The 21,461-nt window shown below is 39.5% G+C and carries 20 protein-coding genes, 1 tRNA gene and 1 riboswitch; of the genes, 19 read left to right on the top strand and 2 right to left on the bottom strand.

Features of this window, described 5'->3' with window-relative positions:
- The first annotated feature begins 25 nt into the window (after nucleotides 1-25).
- The 5 genes from V7108_RS00940 (at nucleotide 26) to V7108_RS00920 (ending at nucleotide 5,902) form a co-directional block, all read left to right on the top strand.
- A complete protein-coding gene (locus V7108_RS00940) occupies nucleotides 26-799 on the top strand; it encodes an electron transfer flavoprotein subunit beta/FixA family protein (RefSeq protein ID WP_335567136.1) in 774 nt (257 codons plus the stop codon).
- Between the two features lie 63 nt (nucleotides 800-862).
- On the top strand, nucleotides 863-1,840 hold the full coding sequence (locus V7108_RS00935; protein ID WP_335567135.1) for an electron transfer flavoprotein subunit alpha/FixB family protein: 978 nt from the start codon (nucleotides 863-865) through the stop codon (nucleotides 1,838-1,840).
- Nucleotides 1,841-2,002: 162 nt separating this feature from the next.
- On the top strand, nucleotides 2,003-2,317 hold the full coding sequence (trxA, locus tag V7108_RS00930) for a thioredoxin (RefSeq protein WP_335517360.1): 315 nt from the start codon (nucleotides 2,003-2,005) through the stop codon (nucleotides 2,315-2,317).
- Between the two features lie 192 nt (nucleotides 2,318-2,509).
- Nucleotides 2,510-4,282, top strand: a complete 1,773-nt coding sequence (uvrC, locus tag V7108_RS00925; protein ID WP_335567134.1) for an excinuclease ABC subunit UvrC — start codon at nucleotides 2,510-2,512, stop codon at nucleotides 4,280-4,282.
- Between the two features lie 104 nt (nucleotides 4,283-4,386).
- Nucleotides 4,387-4,564, top strand: a riboswitch (Lysine riboswitch).
- Between the two features lie 114 nt (nucleotides 4,565-4,678).
- A complete protein-coding gene (locus V7108_RS00920) occupies nucleotides 4,679-5,902 on the top strand; it encodes an aspartate kinase (RefSeq protein ID WP_335520567.1) in 1,224 nt (407 codons plus the stop codon).
- A 48-nt stretch (nucleotides 5,903-5,950) separates the two neighbouring features.
- On the opposite strand, the gene V7108_RS00915 is transcribed toward V7108_RS00920, so the two are convergent.
- A complete protein-coding gene (locus V7108_RS00915; RefSeq protein ID WP_335567133.1) occupies nucleotides 5,951-6,403 on the bottom strand; it encodes a YslB family protein in 453 nt (150 codons plus the stop codon).
- A gap of 449 nt (nucleotides 6,404-6,852) precedes the next feature.
- Here V7108_RS00915 and V7108_RS00910 point away from each other — a divergent pair, with 449 nt between their 5' ends.
- From V7108_RS00910 to V7108_RS00855, 12 genes are all read left to right on the top strand, one after another.
- Nucleotides 6,853-7,461 carry a succinate dehydrogenase cytochrome b558 subunit gene (locus V7108_RS00910; protein WP_335514985.1) on the top strand — a complete coding sequence of 203 codons (609 nt, stop codon included), beginning with the start codon at nucleotides 6,853-6,855 and terminating at the stop codon, nucleotides 7,459-7,461.
- A 62-nt stretch (nucleotides 7,462-7,523) separates the two neighbouring features.
- Nucleotides 7,524-9,281, top strand: coding sequence for a succinate dehydrogenase flavoprotein subunit (gene sdhA, locus V7108_RS00905; RefSeq protein ID WP_335567132.1), 1,758 nt, complete (start codon nucleotides 7,524-7,526; stop codon nucleotides 9,279-9,281).
- A 6-nt stretch (nucleotides 9,282-9,287) separates the two neighbouring features.
- Nucleotides 9,288-10,049 carry a succinate dehydrogenase iron-sulfur subunit gene (gene sdhB / locus V7108_RS00900; protein WP_335514980.1) on the top strand — a complete coding sequence of 254 codons (762 nt, stop codon included), beginning with the start codon at nucleotides 9,288-9,290 and terminating at the stop codon, nucleotides 10,047-10,049.
- A 164-nt stretch (nucleotides 10,050-10,213) separates the two neighbouring features.
- Nucleotides 10,214-10,804, top strand: coding sequence for a class D sortase (locus V7108_RS00895; protein WP_335514978.1), 591 nt, complete (start codon nucleotides 10,214-10,216; stop codon nucleotides 10,802-10,804).
- A 155-nt stretch (nucleotides 10,805-10,959) separates the two neighbouring features.
- Entirely contained in the window at nucleotides 10,960-11,184 is a 225-nt protein-coding gene (gene gerE / locus V7108_RS00890; protein WP_009796032.1) for a spore germination transcription factor GerE, read from the top strand.
- Nucleotides 11,185-11,358: 174 nt separating this feature from the next.
- Entirely contained in the window at nucleotides 11,359-11,808 is a 450-nt protein-coding gene (locus tag V7108_RS00885) for a MarR family winged helix-turn-helix transcriptional regulator (protein ID WP_335514974.1), read from the top strand.
- Between the two features lie 186 nt (nucleotides 11,809-11,994).
- Nucleotides 11,995-12,789, top strand: a complete 795-nt coding sequence (gene racE / locus V7108_RS00880; protein WP_335567131.1) for a glutamate racemase — start codon at nucleotides 11,995-11,997, stop codon at nucleotides 12,787-12,789.
- A gap of 643 nt (nucleotides 12,790-13,432) precedes the next feature.
- Nucleotides 13,433-14,479, top strand: coding sequence for a GerMN domain-containing protein (locus tag V7108_RS00875; RefSeq protein WP_335567130.1), 1,047 nt, complete (start codon nucleotides 13,433-13,435; stop codon nucleotides 14,477-14,479).
- Between the two features lie 119 nt (nucleotides 14,480-14,598).
- The gene (gene rph / locus V7108_RS00870) at nucleotides 14,599-15,351 is read left to right on the top strand and encodes a ribonuclease PH (RefSeq protein WP_335514967.1); all 753 of its coding nucleotides are present in this window, start codon (nucleotides 14,599-14,601) and stop codon (nucleotides 15,349-15,351) included.
- A 13-nt stretch (nucleotides 15,352-15,364) separates the two neighbouring features.
- Nucleotides 15,365-15,970, top strand: coding sequence for an XTP/dITP diphosphatase (locus V7108_RS00865; protein WP_335567129.1), 606 nt, complete (start codon nucleotides 15,365-15,367; stop codon nucleotides 15,968-15,970).
- Nucleotides 15,971-15,972: 2 nt separating this feature from the next.
- Entirely contained in the window at nucleotides 15,973-16,491 is a 519-nt protein-coding gene (locus tag V7108_RS00860) for a metallophosphoesterase family protein (RefSeq protein WP_335567128.1), read from the top strand.
- A gap of 609 nt (nucleotides 16,492-17,100) precedes the next feature.
- Nucleotides 17,101-17,177 (top strand) — tRNA-Arg (locus V7108_RS00855).
- 121 nt (nucleotides 17,178-17,298) lie between these two features.
- On the opposite strand, the gene V7108_RS00850 is transcribed toward V7108_RS00855, so the two are convergent.
- The gene (locus V7108_RS00850; protein WP_335567127.1) at nucleotides 17,299-18,258 is read right to left on the bottom strand and encodes a Vgb family protein; all 960 of its coding nucleotides are present in this window, start codon (nucleotides 18,256-18,258) and stop codon (nucleotides 17,299-17,301) included.
- Between the two features lie 193 nt (nucleotides 18,259-18,451).
- Between V7108_RS00850 and V7108_RS00845 the strand changes: the two genes are divergently transcribed.
- Nucleotides 18,452-19,477 (top strand): tetratricopeptide repeat protein, encoded by a 1,026-nt coding sequence (locus V7108_RS00845; RefSeq protein ID WP_335567126.1) that lies wholly within the window; start codon nucleotides 18,452-18,454, stop codon nucleotides 19,475-19,477.
- A gap of 170 nt (nucleotides 19,478-19,647) precedes the next feature.
- Complete coding sequence (gene tig / locus V7108_RS00840; protein ID WP_335567125.1) at nucleotides 19,648-20,925, top strand: trigger factor; 1,278 nt, start codon at nucleotides 19,648-19,650, stop codon at nucleotides 20,923-20,925.
- Nucleotides 20,926-21,461: the final 536 nt, after the last annotated feature.

Here is a 21,461-nt window from a genome sequence, read left to right as displayed (position 1 = left end):
ATCTTTGCATTTTAGGAGGGAAAACATGAACATTTATGTACTTTTGAAAAGAACATTCGACACTGAGGAAAAAATCACCATTGCTGGCGGAAAAATTAATGAGGATGGAGCAGAGTTTATCATCAATCCTTATGATGAATATGCAGTTGAAGAGGCGATCCAAGTCCGCGATGCCCAAGGCGGTGAGGTAACGGTTATCTCCGTTGGTACGGAAGAATCCGAAAAACAATTACGTACAGCCCTTGCAATGGGTGCGGATAAAGCAGTGTTAATTAATACGGAAGACGATGTAGAAAACGGTGACCAATTTACCACTGCAAAAATCATAGCTGAATATCTAAAGGATAAAAATGCTGACCTTATTTTAGGTGGAAATGTAGCCATTGACGGTGGTTCTGGCCAAGTTGGTCCACGTGTAGCTGAATTGTTGAACATTCCATATGTAACAACTATAACTAAACTAGAAATTGATGGTACAAACGTAACGGTTACCCGTGATGTTGAAGGTGATTCTGAAGTAATCGAAACGAGCCTGCCGTTACTCGTTACTGCTCAGCAAGGGTTAAATGAGCCGCGTTATCCATCATTACCAGGAATCATGAAGGCAAAGAAAAAGCCTTTAGAGGAACTAGAATTAGATGATTTAGATCTAGAAGAAGACGATGTCGAAGCAAAAACAAAAACAATCGAAATCTACTTACCGGCTAAAAAGGAAGCGGGAAAAGTTTTATCTGGAGACTTAAATGATCAGGTAAAGGAACTTGTAAACCTTCTTCACTCGGAAGCAAAAGTCGTTTAATACTTATTTACGTAAATTTTCAGAATACTGTTAAGCAAAAATTGATTTGCAGGAGGTAAAGGGATGACTAGAAAAGTATTGGTATTAGGGGAAACACGTGACGGTTCTTTACGTAATGTTACGTTCGAAGCAATTGCTGCTGGAAAAACAGTGGCAGAAGGCGGAGAAGTTGTAGGGGTTTTAATTGGACAGAATGTTAGCGCTTTATCTGCAGAAATCGTTCAATATGGTGCGGACCGTGTTGTTGTGGTAGAGGATGAAAAGTTAGGTCAATATACTTCTGATGGTTTTGCTCAAGCATTACTAGCTGTACTTGACCAAGAAAAACCAGAAGGGCTTGTTTTGGGACATACATCTCTTGGGAAAGATCTTTCTCCAAGAATTGCTGCCAAACTATCTTCTGGATTAATTTCTGACGCAACAGCTGTTGAGGTTGTAGGTGGAAATGTTGTCTTCACTAGACCAATTTATTCAGGAAAAGCCTTTGAAAAGAAAATTGTTACAGATGGACTTATTTTTGCAACAGTAAGACCAAATAATATTGCACCACTAACAAAGGATGAAAGCAGAACTGGTGAAGTGGCTTCCCTTTCTGTTGAAATTAAGGACCTTCGTGCCATTATTAAAGAAGTAGTAAGAAAAGCGAGTGAAGGTGTAGATTTAAGTGAAGCAAAAGTTGTTATCTCAGGCGGACGCGGTGTAAAAAGTGCGGGAGGCTTCGAACCTCTAAAAGAACTCGCCAATGTCTTAGGCGGCGCTGTTGGAGCTTCACGTGGTGCTTGTGATGCGGACTATTGCGACTACTCCTTACAAATTGGACAAACAGGTAAGGTTGTAACACCTGACTTATATATTGCCTGCGGAATTTCTGGTGCCATCCAGCACTTAGCGGGTATGTCTAACTCAAAGGTAATTGTTGCAATTAACAAAGATCCTGAGGCAAATATCTTTAAAGTAGCGGATTACGGTATTGTTGGTGATCTATTTGAAGTGGTGCCACTTTTAACAGAAGAATTTAAAAAGCTTAAAGTTCATTCTTAATGTCAATACTAGATAAGGTGAGCGAGCAATCGCTCGCCTTATTACATAGAATATCAAAAGAAATTTAGGGAAAATTACATGCGAGACAGATTATTAGCATGATGATTTAAACAATGCTATACTTTCGTTAGTAATTAGTAATTTTTTAGGAGGCATAAACAAATGGCTATTTCAAACGTAACCGATTCAAATTTCTCTGCCGAAACAGGCTCTGGTCTTGTACTTGCAGATTTCTGGGCTCCATGGTGTGGACCTTGTAAAATGATCGCTCCAGTTCTTGAAGAACTTGATTCAGAAATGGGCGAGAAAGTTAAAATCGTGAAATTAGATGTAGATGATAACCAAGAAACTGCTGCAAAATACGGCGTTATGAGTATCCCTACATTATTAGTGTTCAAAAATGGCGAAGTAGTTGACAAAGTTGTCGGCTTCCAACCAAAAGACGCATTAGCAAGCGTATTAGAAAAGCACGTATAAGAAAGAAAAACCTTAGCTGGATTTGTTCTAGCTGGGGTTTTTTATTTTTGAAAGACCGGGTTAAACATAAAAATTTTGGCACCCTGTTGATTGAAGCGGACAGCCAATGGAAAAAGATTAGGCTTTTCTTTATTCGCTTAATCATTTAAAATTTTAGGATAGATAATTAAGAGACGGGGAGGAGCAGCTGGAATGAATGAAAATATTAAACAAAAATTAACACTGCTGCCTGATCAGCCTGGCTGCTACTTAATGAAAGACCGTCAGGGAACGATCATTTATGTAGGAAAAGCAAAAGTACTTAAAAACCGAGTTCGCTCTTATTTCACTGGCTCGCATGATGGGAAAACATTACGGCTGGTCAATGAAATTGAGGACTTTGAATATATCGTTACCTCATCCAATATTGAAGCACTGCTGCTTGAATTAAATTTAATCAAAAAATATGATCCAAAATACAATGTCATGTTAAAGGATGATAAAACTTATCCGTTCATCAAATTGACAGCGGAAAGACACCCGAAACTTATCATTACTAGAAAAGTAAAAAAGGATAAAGGCAAATACTTTGGTCCATATCCAAATGTCATGGCAGCTAACGAAACAAAAAAACTGCTTGACCGAATTTATCCCTTACGAAAATGTTCAACGCTTCCGGACCGGGTTTGTTTGTACTACCATTTGGGTCAGTGTCTGGCACCTTGTGTGAATGAGGTACACGATGAGGAATACAAGCAAATGACAGACGAGATTACCCGTTTCCTTAATGGCGGATTTAAAGAAATAAAGAAAGAACTGACGGAGAAAATGACGAGTGCTTCGGAAGAATTGGATTTTGAACGTGCCAAGGAATTCCGAGATAAAATTATTCATATCGAAACCATAATGGAAAAGCAAAAAATTACGATGACGGATTTTACAGATCGTGATGTATTTGGCTATGCAGTCGATAAGGGCTGGATGTGTGTACAGGTTTTCTTCGTACGCCAAGGAAAACTAATTGAACGTGACGTCTCGATGTTCCCGTTTTACAATGAGCCGGAAGAAGAAATTCTCACTTTTCTTGGTCGATTTTATGAAAAATCCAATCATATTAAACCTAAAGAAGTTCTTATTCAGGATGAAATCGATTTAACGATTGCCGAACAGCTCCTTCAAGTGAAAGTTCTAAAGCCGCAGCGCGGTCAGAAAAGGGACCTTGTTAAGATGGCGATCAAAAATGCGAAAATTGCATTGGCTGAGAAGTTTTCACTGATTGAAAAAGATGAGGTAAGAACGATAAAAGCGGTTGAGAATCTTGGTGAACTTATGGGAATTTATACCCCTCATCGAATCGAGTCATTCGATAATTCGAATATTCAAGGGACAGACCCTGTATCCGCCATGGTTGTATTTATCGATGGCAAGCCAAACAAGCGTGAATACCGAAAATATAAGATCAAATCTGTTACGGGTCCTGATGATTACGAATCCATGCGTGAAGTAACAAGAAGAAGGTATTCGAGGGCACTTAAGGAAGAACTGCCGCTGCCAGATTTAATTCTTATAGATGGCGGTAAAGGACATGTTGAGGCTGTCAGGGATGTACTCGAAAATGAGTTAGGATTAGATATTCCGTTAGCTGGAATGGTGAAGGATGAGAAGCACCGGACTTCTCAGCTTCTCTATGGAACTCCGCTTGAAATTATACCACTTGGCAGAAACAGCCAAGAGTTTTATTTATTACAAAGAATCCAGGACGAAGTTCACCGTTTTGCGATTACCTTTCATCGTCAAACCCGCTCAAAAAGCGCATTTCACTCCTTGTTGGATGACATTCCTGGTGTAGGGGAGAAGCGAAAAAAGCAATTGCTTAAAGAATTTGGCTCTGTTAAGAAAATGAAAGAAGCCACTTTTGAAGAGTTTAGGGCAATTGGGATTCCTGCACCTGTAGCAGAGGAATTAATGAAAAAACTTCAATCATAGCAATGGTCTTTTTACAATAATCTTAACAAAAACAGCCTTGTAAGAAAAAATTGGCTATGCTATAATGAGTGAAAATTTAAATTACTATCACTTTTTAATACTGAAGTGAAGGTAGAGGTGCGAGCTTCAATAGTAATGATTCTGAGAAGGATGAGCTTCTGGGAAGAATCATGAAAGGGGATGTTCGCCGAAGTGAAGAAAGTCTCATTTCTTTCTTTGCTGGTCCTGCATTGAATAAATGCCGGATTGTCAAGACGATTGTCTTGGAGAGCTATCTTACATTGTAGACGCAAGAATTTTTTGTGTATGTTAAACAATGAGATGCCCTCTCATTGTTTTTTATTTTTTACGGAAAGATAATGATTCTTAACCTACAAGTGAAAGCAGGGGAAAAAGATGGGTTTAATTGTTCAAAAATTTGGCGGCACTTCGGTAGGAAGTGTGGAAAAAATTCTAAATGTAGCAGGGCGGGTAAAAGCAGAAACAGACCAAGGGAATCAGGTGGTAGTCGTTGTCTCAGCAATGGGAAAATCAACAGATCATCTGGTCGGCTTGGCGAAAGAAATTTCTGGGCAGCCAAATAAACGCGACATGGATATGCTGTTAAGCACTGGAGAACAGGTGACCATATCATTATTATCAATGGCTTTAAATGAACAGAAATTGCCTGCGGTATCATTTACTGGCTGGCAGGCTGGTATTTTAACAGAGCCTGTCCATGGCAATGCACGTATTACAACGATTAATGCAGAATCCGTACAGAAACAGCTGGACGAAGGTAAAGTCGTTATTGTTGCGGGATTCCAAGGGATCACTGAAGATGGCGAGATTACCACACTCGGCCGTGGCGGATCTGATACGACAGCGGTAGCACTTGCGGCAGCTCTTAAAGCGGATAAGTGTGATATCTATACGGATGTAACTGGGGTATACACCACTGATCCAAGATATGTAAAGAGTGCACGTAAATTAAAATCAGTGTCTTATGATGAAATGCTTGAACTTGCTAATTTAGGTGCGGGGGTATTACACCCAAGAGCAGTAGAATTTGCAAAAAATTATCAAGTACCACTTCAGGTACGTTCGAGCTTGGAGATAGAAGAAGGAACAGTGATTGAGGAGGAAGCATCGATGGAACAAAACCTTGTAGTTCGTGGAGTGGCATTCGAAGATGAAATTACGAAGGTGAGCGTACTGGGTCTCGCCAATTCTTTAACAAGTTTATCTACAATCTTTTCAACGCTTGCGGAAAACCATTTAAACGTTGATATTATCGTGCAAAGTACAACAGAAGCAGAAACAGCGAATCTTGCCTTCTCGATTAAAACGGATGACCTTATAGAGACGTTAAATGTCCTTGAAAATAACAAGGATGTACTTAACTATGAGAGACTTGACGCTGAAAATAAATTGGCTAAAGTATCAATTGTCGGTTCAGGCATGATTTCAAACCCTGGGGTCGCAGCACAAATGTTTGAAGTCCTTGCAGCCAACGGGATCCAAATCAAAATGGTCAGCACCTCAGAAATCAAAGTTTCAGTCGTCCTTGAAGAAAAACATATGTTAAAAGCAGTAGAAGTACTACACCAAGCATTTGGTCTTTCTGCGGTCAGCGAATAAAGAGAAAAAAAGCTTTCATCTATTCGATGAAAGCTTTTTAAAAATTTTTTAAAGTGTATCTTTTCGATCCCATTTGACGGTGAATTGTACTTTATTTGCTTTTTTTACTGGGTGTTCGAAGGTTTCGGTGATGGCTTGTTTTTGGAGTTCGATTTGCTGGGCAAGGAAGCCTGCTTCAATTTGAAAGTAATGTTCCGCTTTTGATTTGACTCGAGAGACAATGAGCGGGCTTGTTAGTTCAAGTTCGATTTCATTTTTTCGCTCATTTTTTAATTCGAGCTGCCCCCAAGAGGCTTTTGTGAAAAAATCAATTACTTCATCAAGAGTGTTTAATGGGTGCTTGCGCGCTAATCGTTTTCCGGCCCAGTAAAGAATTTCGGGAGTGTCTTTTCCTAAGATTTCTGGCAATACAAATTCCCTAATTAATTCATAGCCAAACAACGAAATATTTTTTGGTTCGTCCGAATGTAAATTAAGTTCGACGACATTACTATCTTTCATATAGCTTCCCCTCTTTCTACCATTCTATTATATACAATTATGGCTTCCGATAAGAACACTTTTTATCGTGATGTGTGTAAAGCATTAGAGTAATAAAGGATTGTTATTTTGCAATATAATAGCCTGTCTTTCATCATAATTATGTTTTCCAAAAACGATGGAGGGCTCCCGGATAATTGTAAAAAATGTTAGGAATTTTATTGGGTTTCATACAAAATAATCCCAATTACTAGAAAAGAAACTTATAATTTAATATAATATCAATATATTTTAAAAATTTTATTTTTTTAAAGTTTTTGTGTATACGTTTTCTTGACGCTCTATGCGGATGAGAGTAAAATGGACTTGTCACATAATTGTCACAGTGGTGCTAAGTTTACTAACTATTAAAATGAACAGTAAGTTAAAAAGGGCTTAACATCATTTTAAAAATTCAAGGGGGGTTAATTATGGCGGGGAATCGTGAGTTTTTGAATCGAAGATTGCATTCATTACTAGGAGTTATTCCAATAGGTTTATTCCTTGTGCAGCATCTAGTAGTCAACCATTTTGCTACAGGAGGACCGGAATCCTTTAACAAAGCTGCAGGTTTTATGGGGAACCTACCTTTTAGAATTATCCTAGAAACAGTAATTATTTATTTACCAATCTTATTTCATGCAATCTATGGGCTTTACATTGCTTTTACAGCGAAAAACAATGCAGGGAATTATGGGTTTTTCAGGAACTGGATGTTCCTATTACAACGCGTATCAGGTGTTATTACCCTAATCTTTATTGCATGGCACGTTTGGCAAACTCGGGTTGCGGCAGCATTCGGTACAGAAGTTAACTTTGATATGATGGCCAATATTCTGTCTTCACCATTTATGTTTATTTTCTATATAATTGGTGTAATCTCGACTATTTTCCACTTTGCTAATGGTCTGTGGTCATTCTTTGTAAGCTGGGGTATTACAGTTTCCCCACGTTCACAAGTAATTTCTACATATTTTACAATTGGCGTTTTTGTAGTTCTTTCAATTGTAGCCATTCGAACACTTTTAGCATTTGCTTAAACAATTACATCATACTATGTGTTGAAAAATATCGGATTTTTGGATTAAGGGAGTGAGTCACAATGAGTAAAGGTAAGGTGATCATAGTTGGCGGCGGCTTAGCCGGCTTAATGGCAACCATAAAAGTTGCTGAGTCAGGAACACCTGTAGAATTATTTTCACTTGTTCCAGTTAAACGTTCCCACTCAGTTTGTGCCCAAGGCGGTATAAATGGAGCAGTAAATACAAAAGGAGAAGGCGATTCTCCTTGGATTCACTTTGATGATACTGTTTATGGCGGTGACTTCCTAGCTAACCAGCCGCCAGTAAAGGCGATGTGTGAAGCTGCCCCTGGAATTATTCACTTAATGGACCGTATGGGCGTTATGTTTAACCGTACCCCAGAAGGACTATTAGATTTCCGCCGCTTTGGCGGTACGCAGCACCACCGTACAGCATTTGCGGGTGCGACAACAGGTCAGCAGCTTCTATATGCGTTGGACGAGCAGGTTCGCCGCCACGAAGTAGCTGGATTAGTTACAAAATATGAAGGCTGGGAATTCTTAGGATCAGTTGTGGATGACGATGGCGTTTGCCGCGGAATCGTTGCACAGAACTTAACGTCTATGGAAATTAAATCCTTCGCAGGGGATGCCGTAATCTTGGCAACAGGCGGCCCTGGTATTATCTTTGGTAAGACAACAAACTCTGTTATAAATACAGGTTCAGCTGCATCTATCGTTTATCAACAAGGTGCATATTATGCAAATGGTGAGATGATTCAGATTCATCCAACTGCTATTCCTGGAGATGATAAGCTCCGATTAATGAGTGAATCAGCTCGTGGAGAAGGCGGCCGGGTTTGGACGTATAAAGACGGAAAACCTTGGTACTTCCTTGAAGAGAAATATCCTGCATACGGAAACCTCGTACCGCGTGATATTGCGACACGTGAAATTTTCGATGTGTGTGTGAATCAGAAACTAGGAGTGAATGGTGAGAACATGGTTTACCTTGACCTTTCTCACAAGGATCCACATGAATTGGATATTAAACTCGGCGGAATTATCGAAATCTATGAGAAGTTCACTGGAGACGATCCGCGTAAACTTCCTATGAAAATCTTCCCTGCTGTCCACTATTCAATGGGCGGACTATGGGTTGATTATGATCAAATGACCAATATTCCAGGACTTTTTGCTGCTGGAGAATGTGATTTCTCACAGCATGGTGCCAATCGTCTAGGTGCCAATTCATTACTTTCAGCAATATACGGCGGTATGGTCGTTGGGCCAAATGCAGTTCGATATATTAAGGGTCTTGAGAAGAGTTCAGATGCTGTTTCTTCTACTGTATTTGACCGTCATGTCAAGGAACAGGAAAACAAGTGGAACTCAATTATGTCATTAAACGGTAAAGAAAATGCTTATGTTCTGCATAAAGAGCTTGGCGAGTGGATGACGGATAATGTTACCGTTGTTCGTTTTAATGACAAGCTATTAAAGACGGATGAGAAAATCCAAGAACTTTTAGAACGCTATAAAAATATCAATATCAATGATACTTCTAAGTGGAGTAACCAGGGAGCAGTATTCACCCGCCAATTAGAGAACATGCTGCAATTAGCACGTGTTATCACCATTGGTGCTTATAACCGTAATGAAAGCCGTGGTGCTCACTACAAGCCTGAATTCCCTAACCGTAATGATGAAGACTTCTTGAAAACAACAATGGCGAAATTTGTTGATAGTTCATCTGCACCGGCATTCCATTACGAAGAAGTAGATGTTTCATTGATTCAGCCACGTAAACGCGATTACTCAAAAAGCAAGGGGGAGTAGAATAGCATGTCTGAAAATAAAACAGTAAAATTTATTGTTACACGTCAAGATGGCCCAGATTCTGCTCCATATGAAGAGGAGTTTGAACTCGCTTATCGTCCCAATATGAACGTAATTTCTGCATTAATGGAAATTCGTAGAAATCCTATAAACACAAAAGGACAAAGTACTACTCCGATTACTTGGGATAGTAACTGTCTTGAGGAAGTTTGCGGAGCTTGTTCTATGGTGATTAACGGAAAGCCGCGCCAATCATGTTCAGCCCTGGTTGATCAACTTGAGCAGCCGATCCGGTTAGAGCCAATGAAAACATTCCCTGTTGTGCGTGACCTGCAAGTTGACCGCAGCAGAATGTTCGATGCCTTAAAGAAAGTAAAAGCTTGGATTCCAATTGATGGAACCTATGACCTTGGACCAGGACCACGGATGCCTGAGAAAAAGCGTCAATGGGCTTATGAACTTTCAAAATGTATGACTTGTGGTGTCTGCCTTGAGGCTTGTCCAAATGTAAACAGCAACTCAAGCTTTATTGGACCACAGCCGCTTTCACAAGTACGTCTTTTCAATGCTCATCCAACTGGTGAGATGAATAAGGCTGAGCGCTTAGAAGCGATTATGGGCGATGGTGGACTAGCTAACTGTGGTAACTCACAAAACTGTGTACAATCATGTCCGAAAGGAATTCCTTTAACGACATCGATTGCCGCATTGAACCGTGATACTACCATCCAAGCATTTAGAAACTTCTTCGGAAGCGATCATGCTTAAATAACAGCTGCGCCTAGGTGCCTGAGCTGGATTTAAAGCTTAATTCTAAACCTTCTTTTCTATTATGAAGAGAAGGTTTTTCTTTCCTAAATGCTAAGACTTTTATTAGGCCTTTTGTTATACTAAAAGTAAGAAATTTCTCAAAGTTAGAAAAAGGATGGTATATGAGTGTGAAAAAGCTTCCGTTATTAATCATACTTGCCGGTTTGGTTGTCATTGGAGTCGGAGTCTGGCAAATTATAGAGACCAAGTTTCAAACTGATACTTCACTCAAAGAAGCAAAGGAGATTGTTGCAAAGGCCGAGTCTCCTGAATTTAAAGAGGAACTTCCGAAAAGAAATAAAAAGATGGAACCTCCAAACTTTGGCGATACAGTAGGATTATTGACGATACCAAAAATTAAAGCTGAGTTGGCTATTGTTGAAGGCACAGACCCGAATGATCTGAAAAAAGGTGTTGGACATTACAAGGGCTCTTACTTTCCAGGAGAGAATGGCCAGATTGTTTTATCTGGACACCGTGATACGGTTTTCAGGCGTTTAGGAGAATTGGAGCCTGGGGATATCTTTGAAGTTCATATGCCGAATGGGAAATTTAAATATGAATTAACCCATACAAAAATCGTCGATAAGGATGATCGAAGTATTATTACTTTGCAAAATACCGAAGAAGAATTAATCGTCATCACCTGTTATCCATTCCGTTTTGTTGGAGACGCTCCGGAACGCTACATCATATATGCTAAACCAATTTAAAGTCCTTTGAATAGGGACTTTTTATTTTTTTATAAAATTATTATCTCTATAGCAATTATAGTCACTCCACCAGTGTCATTCACATATGATATCGTGACTAAATATATACCCACCCCAAGGTTCATTACTGGCGAAGGCAAGGAGGGTCACAATACTTGAAGGAGAATGAATATACTCACAAGCCGTTACTCACCAAACGTGAAAGAGAAGTATTCGAACTGTTAGTACAGGATAAAACTACTAAGGAAATCGCTGGTGAATTATTTATAAGCGAAAAGACGGTTCGAAATCATATTTCCAATGCTATGCAAAAGCTTGGTGTTAAGGGGCGTTCACAAGCAGTTGTAGAGCTCCTTCGTATGGGAGAGCTAGAACTTTAATCATGACCGGCATCCTACGGGAGGCCGGTTCATGTTTTTAAAAGCGCTTTTTCTTGCTTTGAAATTTTTTCAACTTGAAATTTCACCGGAAAAGGTAGAAAATAAGAACAAGTTTAAAGTACGGGAAAAGACTACGAAATTGCATTGGGAAAACCAATATAGGAGTGTTATAGAATGACTGTGGAAAATTCACAAAAGGTTAGTGCAGAAATTGTGGCTAAAATTGAAAAAGATTTGCGTTATATTTCAGGAATCATTAAGCAAAAAGGCAGAGAAATATTAAGTCATTATAAAATAACTCCGCCGCAATTTGTGGCACTTCAATGGCTTTTTGAGGATGGCGATATGACTATTGGAGAGTTGTCTACTAAAATGTATTTGGCATTCAGTACAACAACCGACCTTGTAGATAGAATGGAGAAAAATCAACTGGTTGTACGAGTGAAAGACCCGAAGGATCGCCGGGTTGTTAGAATTCACTTACTTGAAGAAGGTGAAAGAATAATAGATGAGGTCATTAAGAAACGTCAAGTTTACTTACAGGAAGTTTTGGCAAATTTCACGTTGGACGAGGTCCAGCAACTTCAAAACAATATGATGAAACTGCATCAAGATATGCTTTAAAAAGTTCTTGTTAAAATCCTAAAGCCGATTTTAACGTGGAACAAACTATTTTTTGCTTGAAATAAAGTTTGCAGCTCTTTTCTTACAATTGAAGGCTATTTTGGACCAAATCATAGCCTATATAAGCGCTTTTATCTCAAAAAGCAATAAAGTTTAAGAAAAGAGCCTTAAAAAGAGGCGAGAATTTTGAAACAACCGATTGGTGTGATTGATTCCGGAGTTGGTGGATTAACGGTTGCGAAGGAAATCATTAGACAGCTTCCGAATGAAAAAATAATCTACTTGGGTGATACAGCACGGTGCCCGTATGGCCCGAGACCTCTCAAGGAAGTCAAACGCTTTACTTGGGAATTAACAAATTTCCTATTAGAAAAAAACATAAAAATGCTCGTGATTGCGTGTAATACGGCAACGGCAGCAGTCTTGGATGATATTCGAAGAGAGCTGCGTATTCCAGTGATAGGAGTGATTTATCCTGGAGCACGTACAGCAATCAAGCGTACAAAAAATTATCGGGTTGGGATTATTGGTACAGAAGGGACCATCAAAAGCGGTGCTTATGAAAAAGCGTTAAAGGCACTAAACAGCCGTTTGTTTGTAACTGGACAAGCATGCCCTAAGTTCGTTCCACTTGTTGAGAGTGGAGAGTACGACGGGGAGATTGCGGAAAGAATTGTCATAGAAGCCTTAAAGCCATTGCAAAATCAAAATCTCGATACCCTAATCCTTGGCTGCACCCATTACCCTCTGCTCGAACCTCTCATCCAAAAGGTGATGGGAGACAGTGTAAATGTCATCAGCTCAGGTGATGAAACGGCAAGGGAGATTAGTGCCATTCTTCAATATAACGGTATCCTAGAAACCGATGAGAATGAACCAAGCCATGAATTTTATACTACAGGATCGAGATATATTTTCTCGAAAATTGCTACCCAGTGGCTCGGATTCCCTGTAAACGATGTAAAAAAAATAAAACTATAGTCAAAGCTCCCTATTTAGGGGGCTATTTTTCAGGTTTTTAAAAGGCTACAAGAATTGTTGACGTATGAATTGGTATACGTCTTTTTCCATATTAATAAAGTAAGGTTATAAAAGCTGTTGATTCCCGCATCTCGGATCAAGAGGGTCCGGGGGATCAGATTAAGCACCTGCTCTGATAAATAGACGGAAAAATTCCGCTTAATTAATAAATACTAATAAAAATAGCTCAAATAAACGGAGTTATTCCGCCTATTGACTCGAATAACGTGAAAATGGGAGGTTTTGATTTGCATAACCGGAAAATCTCCCCCTATATTCCATGAAATGAGCTTCATTCTGCAGATAACCGGAAAATCTCCGTTTATTTTACATATGCTGGTTACTCGGTTAAATAATGTTTTTATATTCCTAATAAAGAAACTCACTAGCGGCGAGTTTTACCTTTTTATATACCAATAGCGCTGCCAATCCAACTGTCATTTCACCACTTATTTTAGGAAAAGCACCCAAAGCGGAACGCTATTCTATGTCAAAGTGCTATTTTTCAAGAAAATATTTGTCCCATTTTCTTTCCTAAGGCGGTCTAATTAGTTTAATAGGCTCGTATACATGATAGTACAAACTGTCTTAGGAGGGAAAAAATATGTCAAAAAATAAAGTGAAACCACTAGTCACAGCTGTTTTTGCTTCAACACTTCTTTTATCGGGGTGTGGTTTGTTTGGAAACGAAGTGCAGAAAAAAGTAGATCCACCAAAACAGGTTACAGAAAATAAAGCAAACCCGACTAAGGAAACCACTGGTCAAAATGAAGAAGTTGAAGGAACAGTAAAAACAGAATTATACTTAATTAATAAAGATGGATATGTGGTACCGCAAACATTAACGCTTCCAAAAACAACCTCTGTAGCAAAACAGGCATTGGAGCACTTGGTTACAAATGGACCAGTTACAGACATGCTGCCAAATGACTTCCGAGCCGTGCTGCCGGAAGATACTCAGATTTCCGTTAATATTAAAGATGGGCTTGCGGTAGTCGATTTCTCGAAGGAGTTTAAGAACTACCAGCCTGAGGATGAAAGGAAAATCCTTGAATCCATTACATGGACGCTCACTCAGTTTGATACCATAAAAAAGGTTAAGCTTCAAATGAATGGGCATGAACTTAATGAAATGCCTGTAAACGGCACACCAATTAGTGAAAACCTATCAAGAGCTACAGGTATTAATCTTGATACTGAAGGGGTTACGGATATTACCAATACCAAACCGGTAACCGTCTATTATATTGGCGGTGAAGAAGATTCATATTACTATGTACCGGTAACAAAACGTGTTAACACAAGTGAGAAAAATAATGTGGTTGCAGTCGTAAATGAGTTGGTGAAAGGTCCAAATACAAAATCAAACCTTGCTTCAGACTTTATGCCTGACGTGGAATTATTAGAGGCACCAAAAGTCGAAGATGGAAAAGTCACGTTAAATTTCAATAAGTCGATTTATGGTAGCTTTGAAGAAAAAATTGTTTCCGAACAATTACTTAATGCACTCGTACTTTCATTGACCGAACAAAAGGGGATTGAAAGTGTTGCTGTTATGGTAGATGGCAAGGGCGAACTGGTAAATGATAAGGGTGTAAAATTATCTGAACCAGTAACTCGTCCAGAAAAAGTCAATACAGGTAGTTTCTAAAAATTTATTTTTGATATACTATATAGTGACAATCTCGAGGAGGGGCCTTTTTGGCTTCCTCTTCTTTATTTGATTTTTTATGGTGGTGAGGTTATTTCACCATTAAGGAGGAAATGGTAGTGCGTGTTGATGGTAGAGAAAGACTGCAATTAAGACCTATACATATTGAAACAGGCTATTTAATGCACCCTGAAGGCTCTGTCCTTATTTCTGTGGGGAATACAAAAGTGATTTGCGCGGCAAGTATTGAAGAGCGAGTGCCGCCGTTTATGCGAGGAGAAGGAAAGGGCTGGATCACTGCAGAATACTCTATGCTGCCTCGGGCAACCGAAACAAGGAACATTCGTGAATCATCAAAAGGGAAGGTTACCGGCAGAACCATGGAAATCCAGCGGTTAATTGGCCGTGCTCTAAGAGCCGTTGTGGATCTTTCTGCCCTTGGTGAAAGAACGGTTTGGATCGATTGTGATGTCATTCAAGCCGATGGCGGTACAAGAACTGCTTCGATTACGGGAGCATTTGTGGCAATGGCTATTGCCCTCAATCGTCTGGGTGATAAAAAAGGTTTTAAGTTCCCGATTACAGATTACCTAGCTGCAACGAGTGTAGGGATTTTAAAGAATAACGAAACCGTTCTTGATTTGAATTATGCGGAAGATTCAAAAGCCTTAGTGGATATGAATATTGTAATGACGGGCAATGGTGAATTTGTAGAATTGCAGGGCACAGGAGAAGAATCTACGTTCTCTTACCAGCAGCTGCACGATTTATTAGGAGCTGCTCAAGAAGGGCTGATGGAACTGTTTGAACACCAAAAGACCGCATTAGGGGAAGAAATCAAATCAAAAATAGAAGCAAGAAAAAAGAAATAAGGGGCTAGACGGTATGAAGGAAGTAATTATTGCGACAAAAAATCCGGGTAAGGCTAGAGAATTTGAACATATTTTTGCTCCTAGAGGAATAGCGGTGCGGACACTGCTAGATTACCCTGAAATCGAAGATGTGGAAGAAACAGGTACAACGTTTGAGGAAAATGCAACATTGAAAGCAGAGGCCATATCGTTGCGATTGAATAAAATGGTGATTGGTGATGATTCTGGTTTAATCGTGGATGCCTTAGAAGGCAGACCTGGAATTTACTCAGCAAGGTATGCTGGTGAGCCTAAAAATGATCAAAGGAATCTTGAAAAGGTGTTGGAAGATTTAAAGGGTGTTTCAGTGGAGAAACGAACTGCCCGCTTTTATTGTGCACTTGCCGTTGCAATCCCTGATAAAGAGACCATTACTGTAGCTGGTACGTGTGAAGGCCGGTTACTAGATGAGCAAAGGGGAACGAATGGATTTGGCTATGACCCGGTCTTTTATGTTCCGGAAAAAGACTGCACAATGGCAGAATTATCTTCCGATGAGAAGAACAAAATAAGTCATCGGGCCAATGCTTTGAAAAAACTCGATGTCATCTTAGATTCCATTGTAGAAAGAGCGGAATAATCATGAGTAAAATTCTTGTTGTAAGTGATAGTCATGGTTTAACGGAGGAACTAGAGGAAATAAGGGAAAGGCATTTGAACAACGTTGATTTAATGATTCATTGTGGCGATTCAGAAATAATGCCTGACGAAGAAGTGATGAAGGGTTATTTGACTGTGAGGGGAAATTGCGATTTTGACAATTATCCATTAGAGACGACAACGATGGTCGCTGGAAGGAAGTTGTTTATTACCCATGGTCACAAGTATTCAGTAAAAACATCCCTAATGAATCTGTCCTACAAAGCAGCAGAAGTAGCCGCCAATATTGTTTGTTTTGGCCATTCACATGTATTAGGTGCAGAAGTAATTGGAGGCACGCTTTATTTAAATCCCGGCAGCATTCGTTTGCCCCGCGGGCGTATCGAAAAAACGTATGTTATCTTAGACTTATTAGAGGATAAGATTAAGATGTCGGTGTATGACATTAGCGGACGTGAACTAAAAGAGTTAGCTAATGAGTTTGTATTGTCAAAAGGATGAGGGAAGAGGGCTATCCCGCCATTAGACTAGCTGGAATGCCCCAAAAGCTTTTAAGAAGTGGATTTGGGTCAATGCAGACTAGCTGGAGTGCCCCAAAGGCCTTTCAGAATTAGTTTTGGGTCAATGCAGGATAGCTTGAGTGCCCCAAATGCCTTTCAGAATTAGTTTTGGGTTAATGCAGGATAGCTGGAGTGCCCCAAATGCTTTTCAGAATTAGTTTGGGTCAATGCAGACTAGCTGGAGTGCCCCAAATGCCTTTCAGAATTAGTTTTGGGTCAATGCAGGATAGCTTGAGTGCCCCAAATGCCTTTCAGAATTAGTTTTAGGTTAATGCAGGATAGCTGGAGTGCCCGAAAGGCCTTACAAAATAAGTTTTGGGTTAATGCAGACCACTTGCATTGACCCAAAGGCTTTTCGTAATTGGGTTTGGGTCACTCCGAAATATCTGCATTTCTATCACTGACTATATTTGGAAGAAAATATCCGCTACAAGTCGAATAAAATCTTCAATCAACCCAATATTTTTAGGAACAAAAAATTTCTACAAATAGTGTTGACTTTTACCTATATCCTTTATATAATAAATCTTGTCTTTGAAAAACTTATTATGTCCCAGTAGCTCAGCCGGATAGAGCATACGCCTTCTAAGCGTACGGTCGGGAGTTCGAATCTCTCCTGGGACGCCATTTAACTACATACCAAAATAGAATTATATTCACCTCTTATATCACTTTCGATATAAGAGGTTTTTTTGTTGCCGAAAAGGGCGGTACCGCTCGGGTCCGCCCTTCATACATAAAGCTCGTCCTATTCGCCCTGATAAGCTAAGGTCCCAGGATCCGTTTTATCAAATGTCAGATACCAGAATTGAGCTAATGGTACTTGTGCGAAAACATCAAAAGTTTTGCTCTGAACGTCATAACGCCGTACAGAGCCTGTATCAGGTCCGCCGCCTGAAATCGGAACAAACAATTTTCCGTCTGGTCCAAATAGGATGGCCATTGCAAAGGCACGCGGTTGACCAACGACATCAAGGTCAATCTTGTCCAAAAATGCGCCAGACTCGCCATCAAAAATAAGGATCTTATCGGTGTCATTCTCGTCCGCACGGAAACTCGTTACATAAAGATTGCCATCTGGACCAAAGACTAAGCCTTCAGGACGGTGGAGGTTATTGATAGCATTGCTTTCGACGAAAACGTCAATAAACTCCATTGTTCCAGGATCGAAGCGCAGCACCCAGCCATCTAGTGGATTAAAAGGGTTGAAGACCGATACATATAGTAAATTGTCTGGCCCAATTACTACACTTCGAGGAAAAAACGTTCCTTCGAAGCAGGAGTGATCGGAAAGACCGAGAAAAGCACCTGTAGTACCATCATAAGCTCGCAGTTCGCCTGGCTCTGGCTGGTCAGGGTCGACACTAGGGCTTTGTAGGTCTGCAACATATAAAATATTGTTGCTCGAAAGGACAATGCCGCGCGGTGCAAACGGAGCGCCATTTTGGACGGAGCTGACGAGAGCTCTCAGAAATGCCCCGGTCTGTCCATTGTACTCTAATATATTGCCGTTCTGGGGTTGTTCAACGTTCTGATTGGAGACAAGAAGATTGCCCGTATGGTTGAAAATAATTCCTCTAGGCCCATTCAAGCCACCGCTAAAGGATGTCACAAAACTATCAATTACCTGCCCAGTTATAGCATTGAAACGAACCACAGAACTATCGCTGACATCACCGACGTATAAAAAATCTCTGCGAATTCCCAAAAAAAAAACTCCCTTCAAATAATATTAAGCAAAAAAATTTGCTTACTTTAATCTATGAGAATGTGAGACTTTTGGTATGGACAAGCATAGTTATGAAATGACACAATTTTCGATAGAGAACATAGTTTTTTGTTTTTCATAAAATTCATGCTAAACTATTTTTCATAATGGAAAGAAAAGGGAAGGTAATCATATGAAAAAACGGGAACGAGTGAAACGGAAAGATAATGTCATATTCCTTCCCGGACTCGAAAAGAGACTAACGGATAAGGGCCTAGAGAGCTTGCAGAATAAAAGGTATAGAGAAGCGATTACCTTGCTCGAGGGAGCAAGGGAGCATGATGCCGAAAATAGTGAAATATTAGTCGGGCTCGTGCTTGCATACTTTGAATCCGGAGCCTTTACAAAAGCCAAAGAACTTGCCAATGAAATGCTGCTTAAAGGAATTGGTGACTATTTTCAGATGGTCGATCTATATTTGACCATCTTAATTCAGCTGCATGAATACCAAGAAATTGTCTCAACCATTGAAGCCCTCTTTGATGAAAAAGAGATTCCGCCTGACCGGCAAGACCATTTTCTTACAATCCTGCAATTTAGCAAACGAATGGCAGACAACAATCATCCTGAGCCAAGCGAATTTCCTAAAGAAAATGTTCCTGTAAAAGAGCTGAAACTTTCTTCATTAGATAGCCTTAATGAGCAAATGCTTGTTATTTCTAGTTTGGCAGAAAAAAATATCCGGCCATTTATGGAAGAAATCAAGGAATTCCTCCACTCTGATTCAGGGCATCCCTTCTTAAAAACAATGTTGTTAACACTGTTAAGAGAGCAGGAATATGACAAAGAAATTAACGTTAATAAGTTTAGTGAAGAAATAAGTGTGGTGCCAACAGAACTGCCTGATATTCAATCACAGCCGATAATGAAAGAAATCCTCCATTTACTAGAAAAAAGATTGGAACATAGTGACCCCGTTCTATTTGAAAATATTAAAGGGATGGTAGAAAGGATTTTCTTTATCAGTTATCCTTTTGAGCTTGAACCTAGAAACGTATCAGCTTGGGCAGCAGCTTTTCATTTCCTTGTTCTTGGGTATCTAGGAATTGAGCAGGATTTAAGTGATCTATCAGATGAATACGAGAGTTCTACTGAAATGATAGAGCAGGCACTAGTAAAAATTACAAAATTAGAAGAAATTTCTTATCCTAATATATAAGTAACTGTGTTGAAAGTAAAAAAACCTGTGTTATAATGTAAGGGTTGCATTGTGTAAAAACTATATTTTACATAAAAAAAGCGGATAATGGCTTGGAGGACAAGACATCTTCCTACCAAATTTGTTACGAATGAAATGATAATAGATTATTGTTGGAGGGAAAAAAAGGTATGACAGTAAAGTGGGAAAAGTTAGAAGGAAACACCGGTGTCCTTACTGTTGAAGTAAGCGCGGAAAAAGTAAACGAAGGCTTAACAGCTGCTTTTAATAAAGTTGTTAAACAAGTAAATGTACCAGGCTTCCGTAAAGGAAAAATGCCTCGTCCAATGTTTGAAAAGCGTTTCGGCGTAGAATCTCTATATCAAGATGCATTAGATATTCTTCTTCCAGAAGCATATGGCAATGCGATTGACGAAGCAGGAATCGAGCCAATCGACCGTCCTGATATCGACATTGAGCAAATGGAAAAAGGTAAAGAACTGATCTTCAAAGCTACTGTACAAGTTAAGCCTGAAGTAACATTAGGCGAGTACAAAGGCTTAGAAGTTGAAGAGTTAGATACAAACGTAACAGATGAAGACGTAGCAAAAGAATTAGAAACTCTTCAAAACCGTCAAGCTGAGCTTGTGGTGAAAGAAGAAGGTACTGCTGAACTTGGCGATACTGTTGTACTTGACTTTGAAGGATTCGTTGATGGCGAAGCATTCGAAGGCGGAAAAGCTGAAAACCATTCACTAGAATTAGGTTCTGGCTCATTCATCCCTGGATTCGAGGAGCAACTGGTAGGAGTAGCTGCTGGCGAATCTAAAGATGTTGAAGTATCATTCCCTGAAGAATATCATGCGGCTGAACTTGCTGGTAAACCAGCAGTATTCAAAGTAACCGTTCATGAAATCAAAGGAAAAGAGCTTCCAGAATTAGATGACGAGTTTGCAAAAGATGTGGATGAAGAAGTTGAAACATTAGACGCATTAAAAGAAAAAATCAGAACTCGTTTAGAAGACAGCAAGAAGCACGAAGCTGAGCACCACTTACGTGATACATTAGTTGAAAAAGCTGCTGAAAATGCACAGGTTGAAATTCCAGAAGTAATGGTTACAAACGAAGTGAATCGTATGCTTCAAGAATTTGAACAACGTTTACAAATGCAAGGAATGAACCTTGAGCTTTACTTCCAATTCTCAGGTCAAGATGAAAATGCATTACGTGAACAAATGAATGAAGAAGCTCAAAACCGTGTTCGCGTTGCTTTAACTTTAGAAGCAATTGCAAAAGCTGAAAACATTGAAGCTACTGATGAAGATGTTAATGCTGAACTTGAAAAAATGGCTGGCATGTACAACATGACAGTTGACAATATTAAGGCAGCACTTGGCGGTCTTGAAGGTATCAAAGGCGATCTTCAAAAGCAAAAAGCAGTTGAATTCTTAATCGAAAACAAAAAATAATTCATAATTAAAACACATGGCACGATTTTATCGTGCCTGTTTTTATACTTTTTTCCAATTACATATTATAATAAGGACAGGGAAACCTTTTTAATGTCGAGCTGTAGCGCCTAGGGGCTCGGGGTCATAAGCCAATCCGTCAAAAAGGTTAAAGAGCAACCTTTCTGCCGGCCCGTCTTATGCCCGACGCCCCTAGGAAAAATTGAACTGCATTTTTCCCTGGTCAAGGCGCTTCCGCTTTTCTTTTAACAAGCAATGAAACTAATGCAGGAAAAACAGGTTTACATAGCGAATTAAGTAAAACCGGCTTAATGAGATTTATTTTTAGAAAAAGTGGTTATGCTTAATGGGTACAATGGCTTTTATTTAAAGGTTGTTCAAACAAAAATACGCTTTCAAAAAAACATAATTGAAGTAAGCTTTTTATTACCTGTCCTTTGGGTGCATGTGTTACAATGCAATACATACCGCTGAATAGTTTCGAAAAAATACGGATTTTTTGTTTGTAGTAGACAACTTTAAATATGGTTAAAACA

Origin of the sequence: Neobacillus vireti, from assembly GCF_036962345.1 — a bacterium.
Lineage (GTDB): Bacteria > Bacillota > Bacilli > Bacillales > Cytobacillaceae > Neobacillus > Neobacillus vireti_A.
The sequence above is the reverse complement of the archived record's forward strand: the minus strand, read 5'-3'. Positions and strand labels throughout refer to the sequence as shown.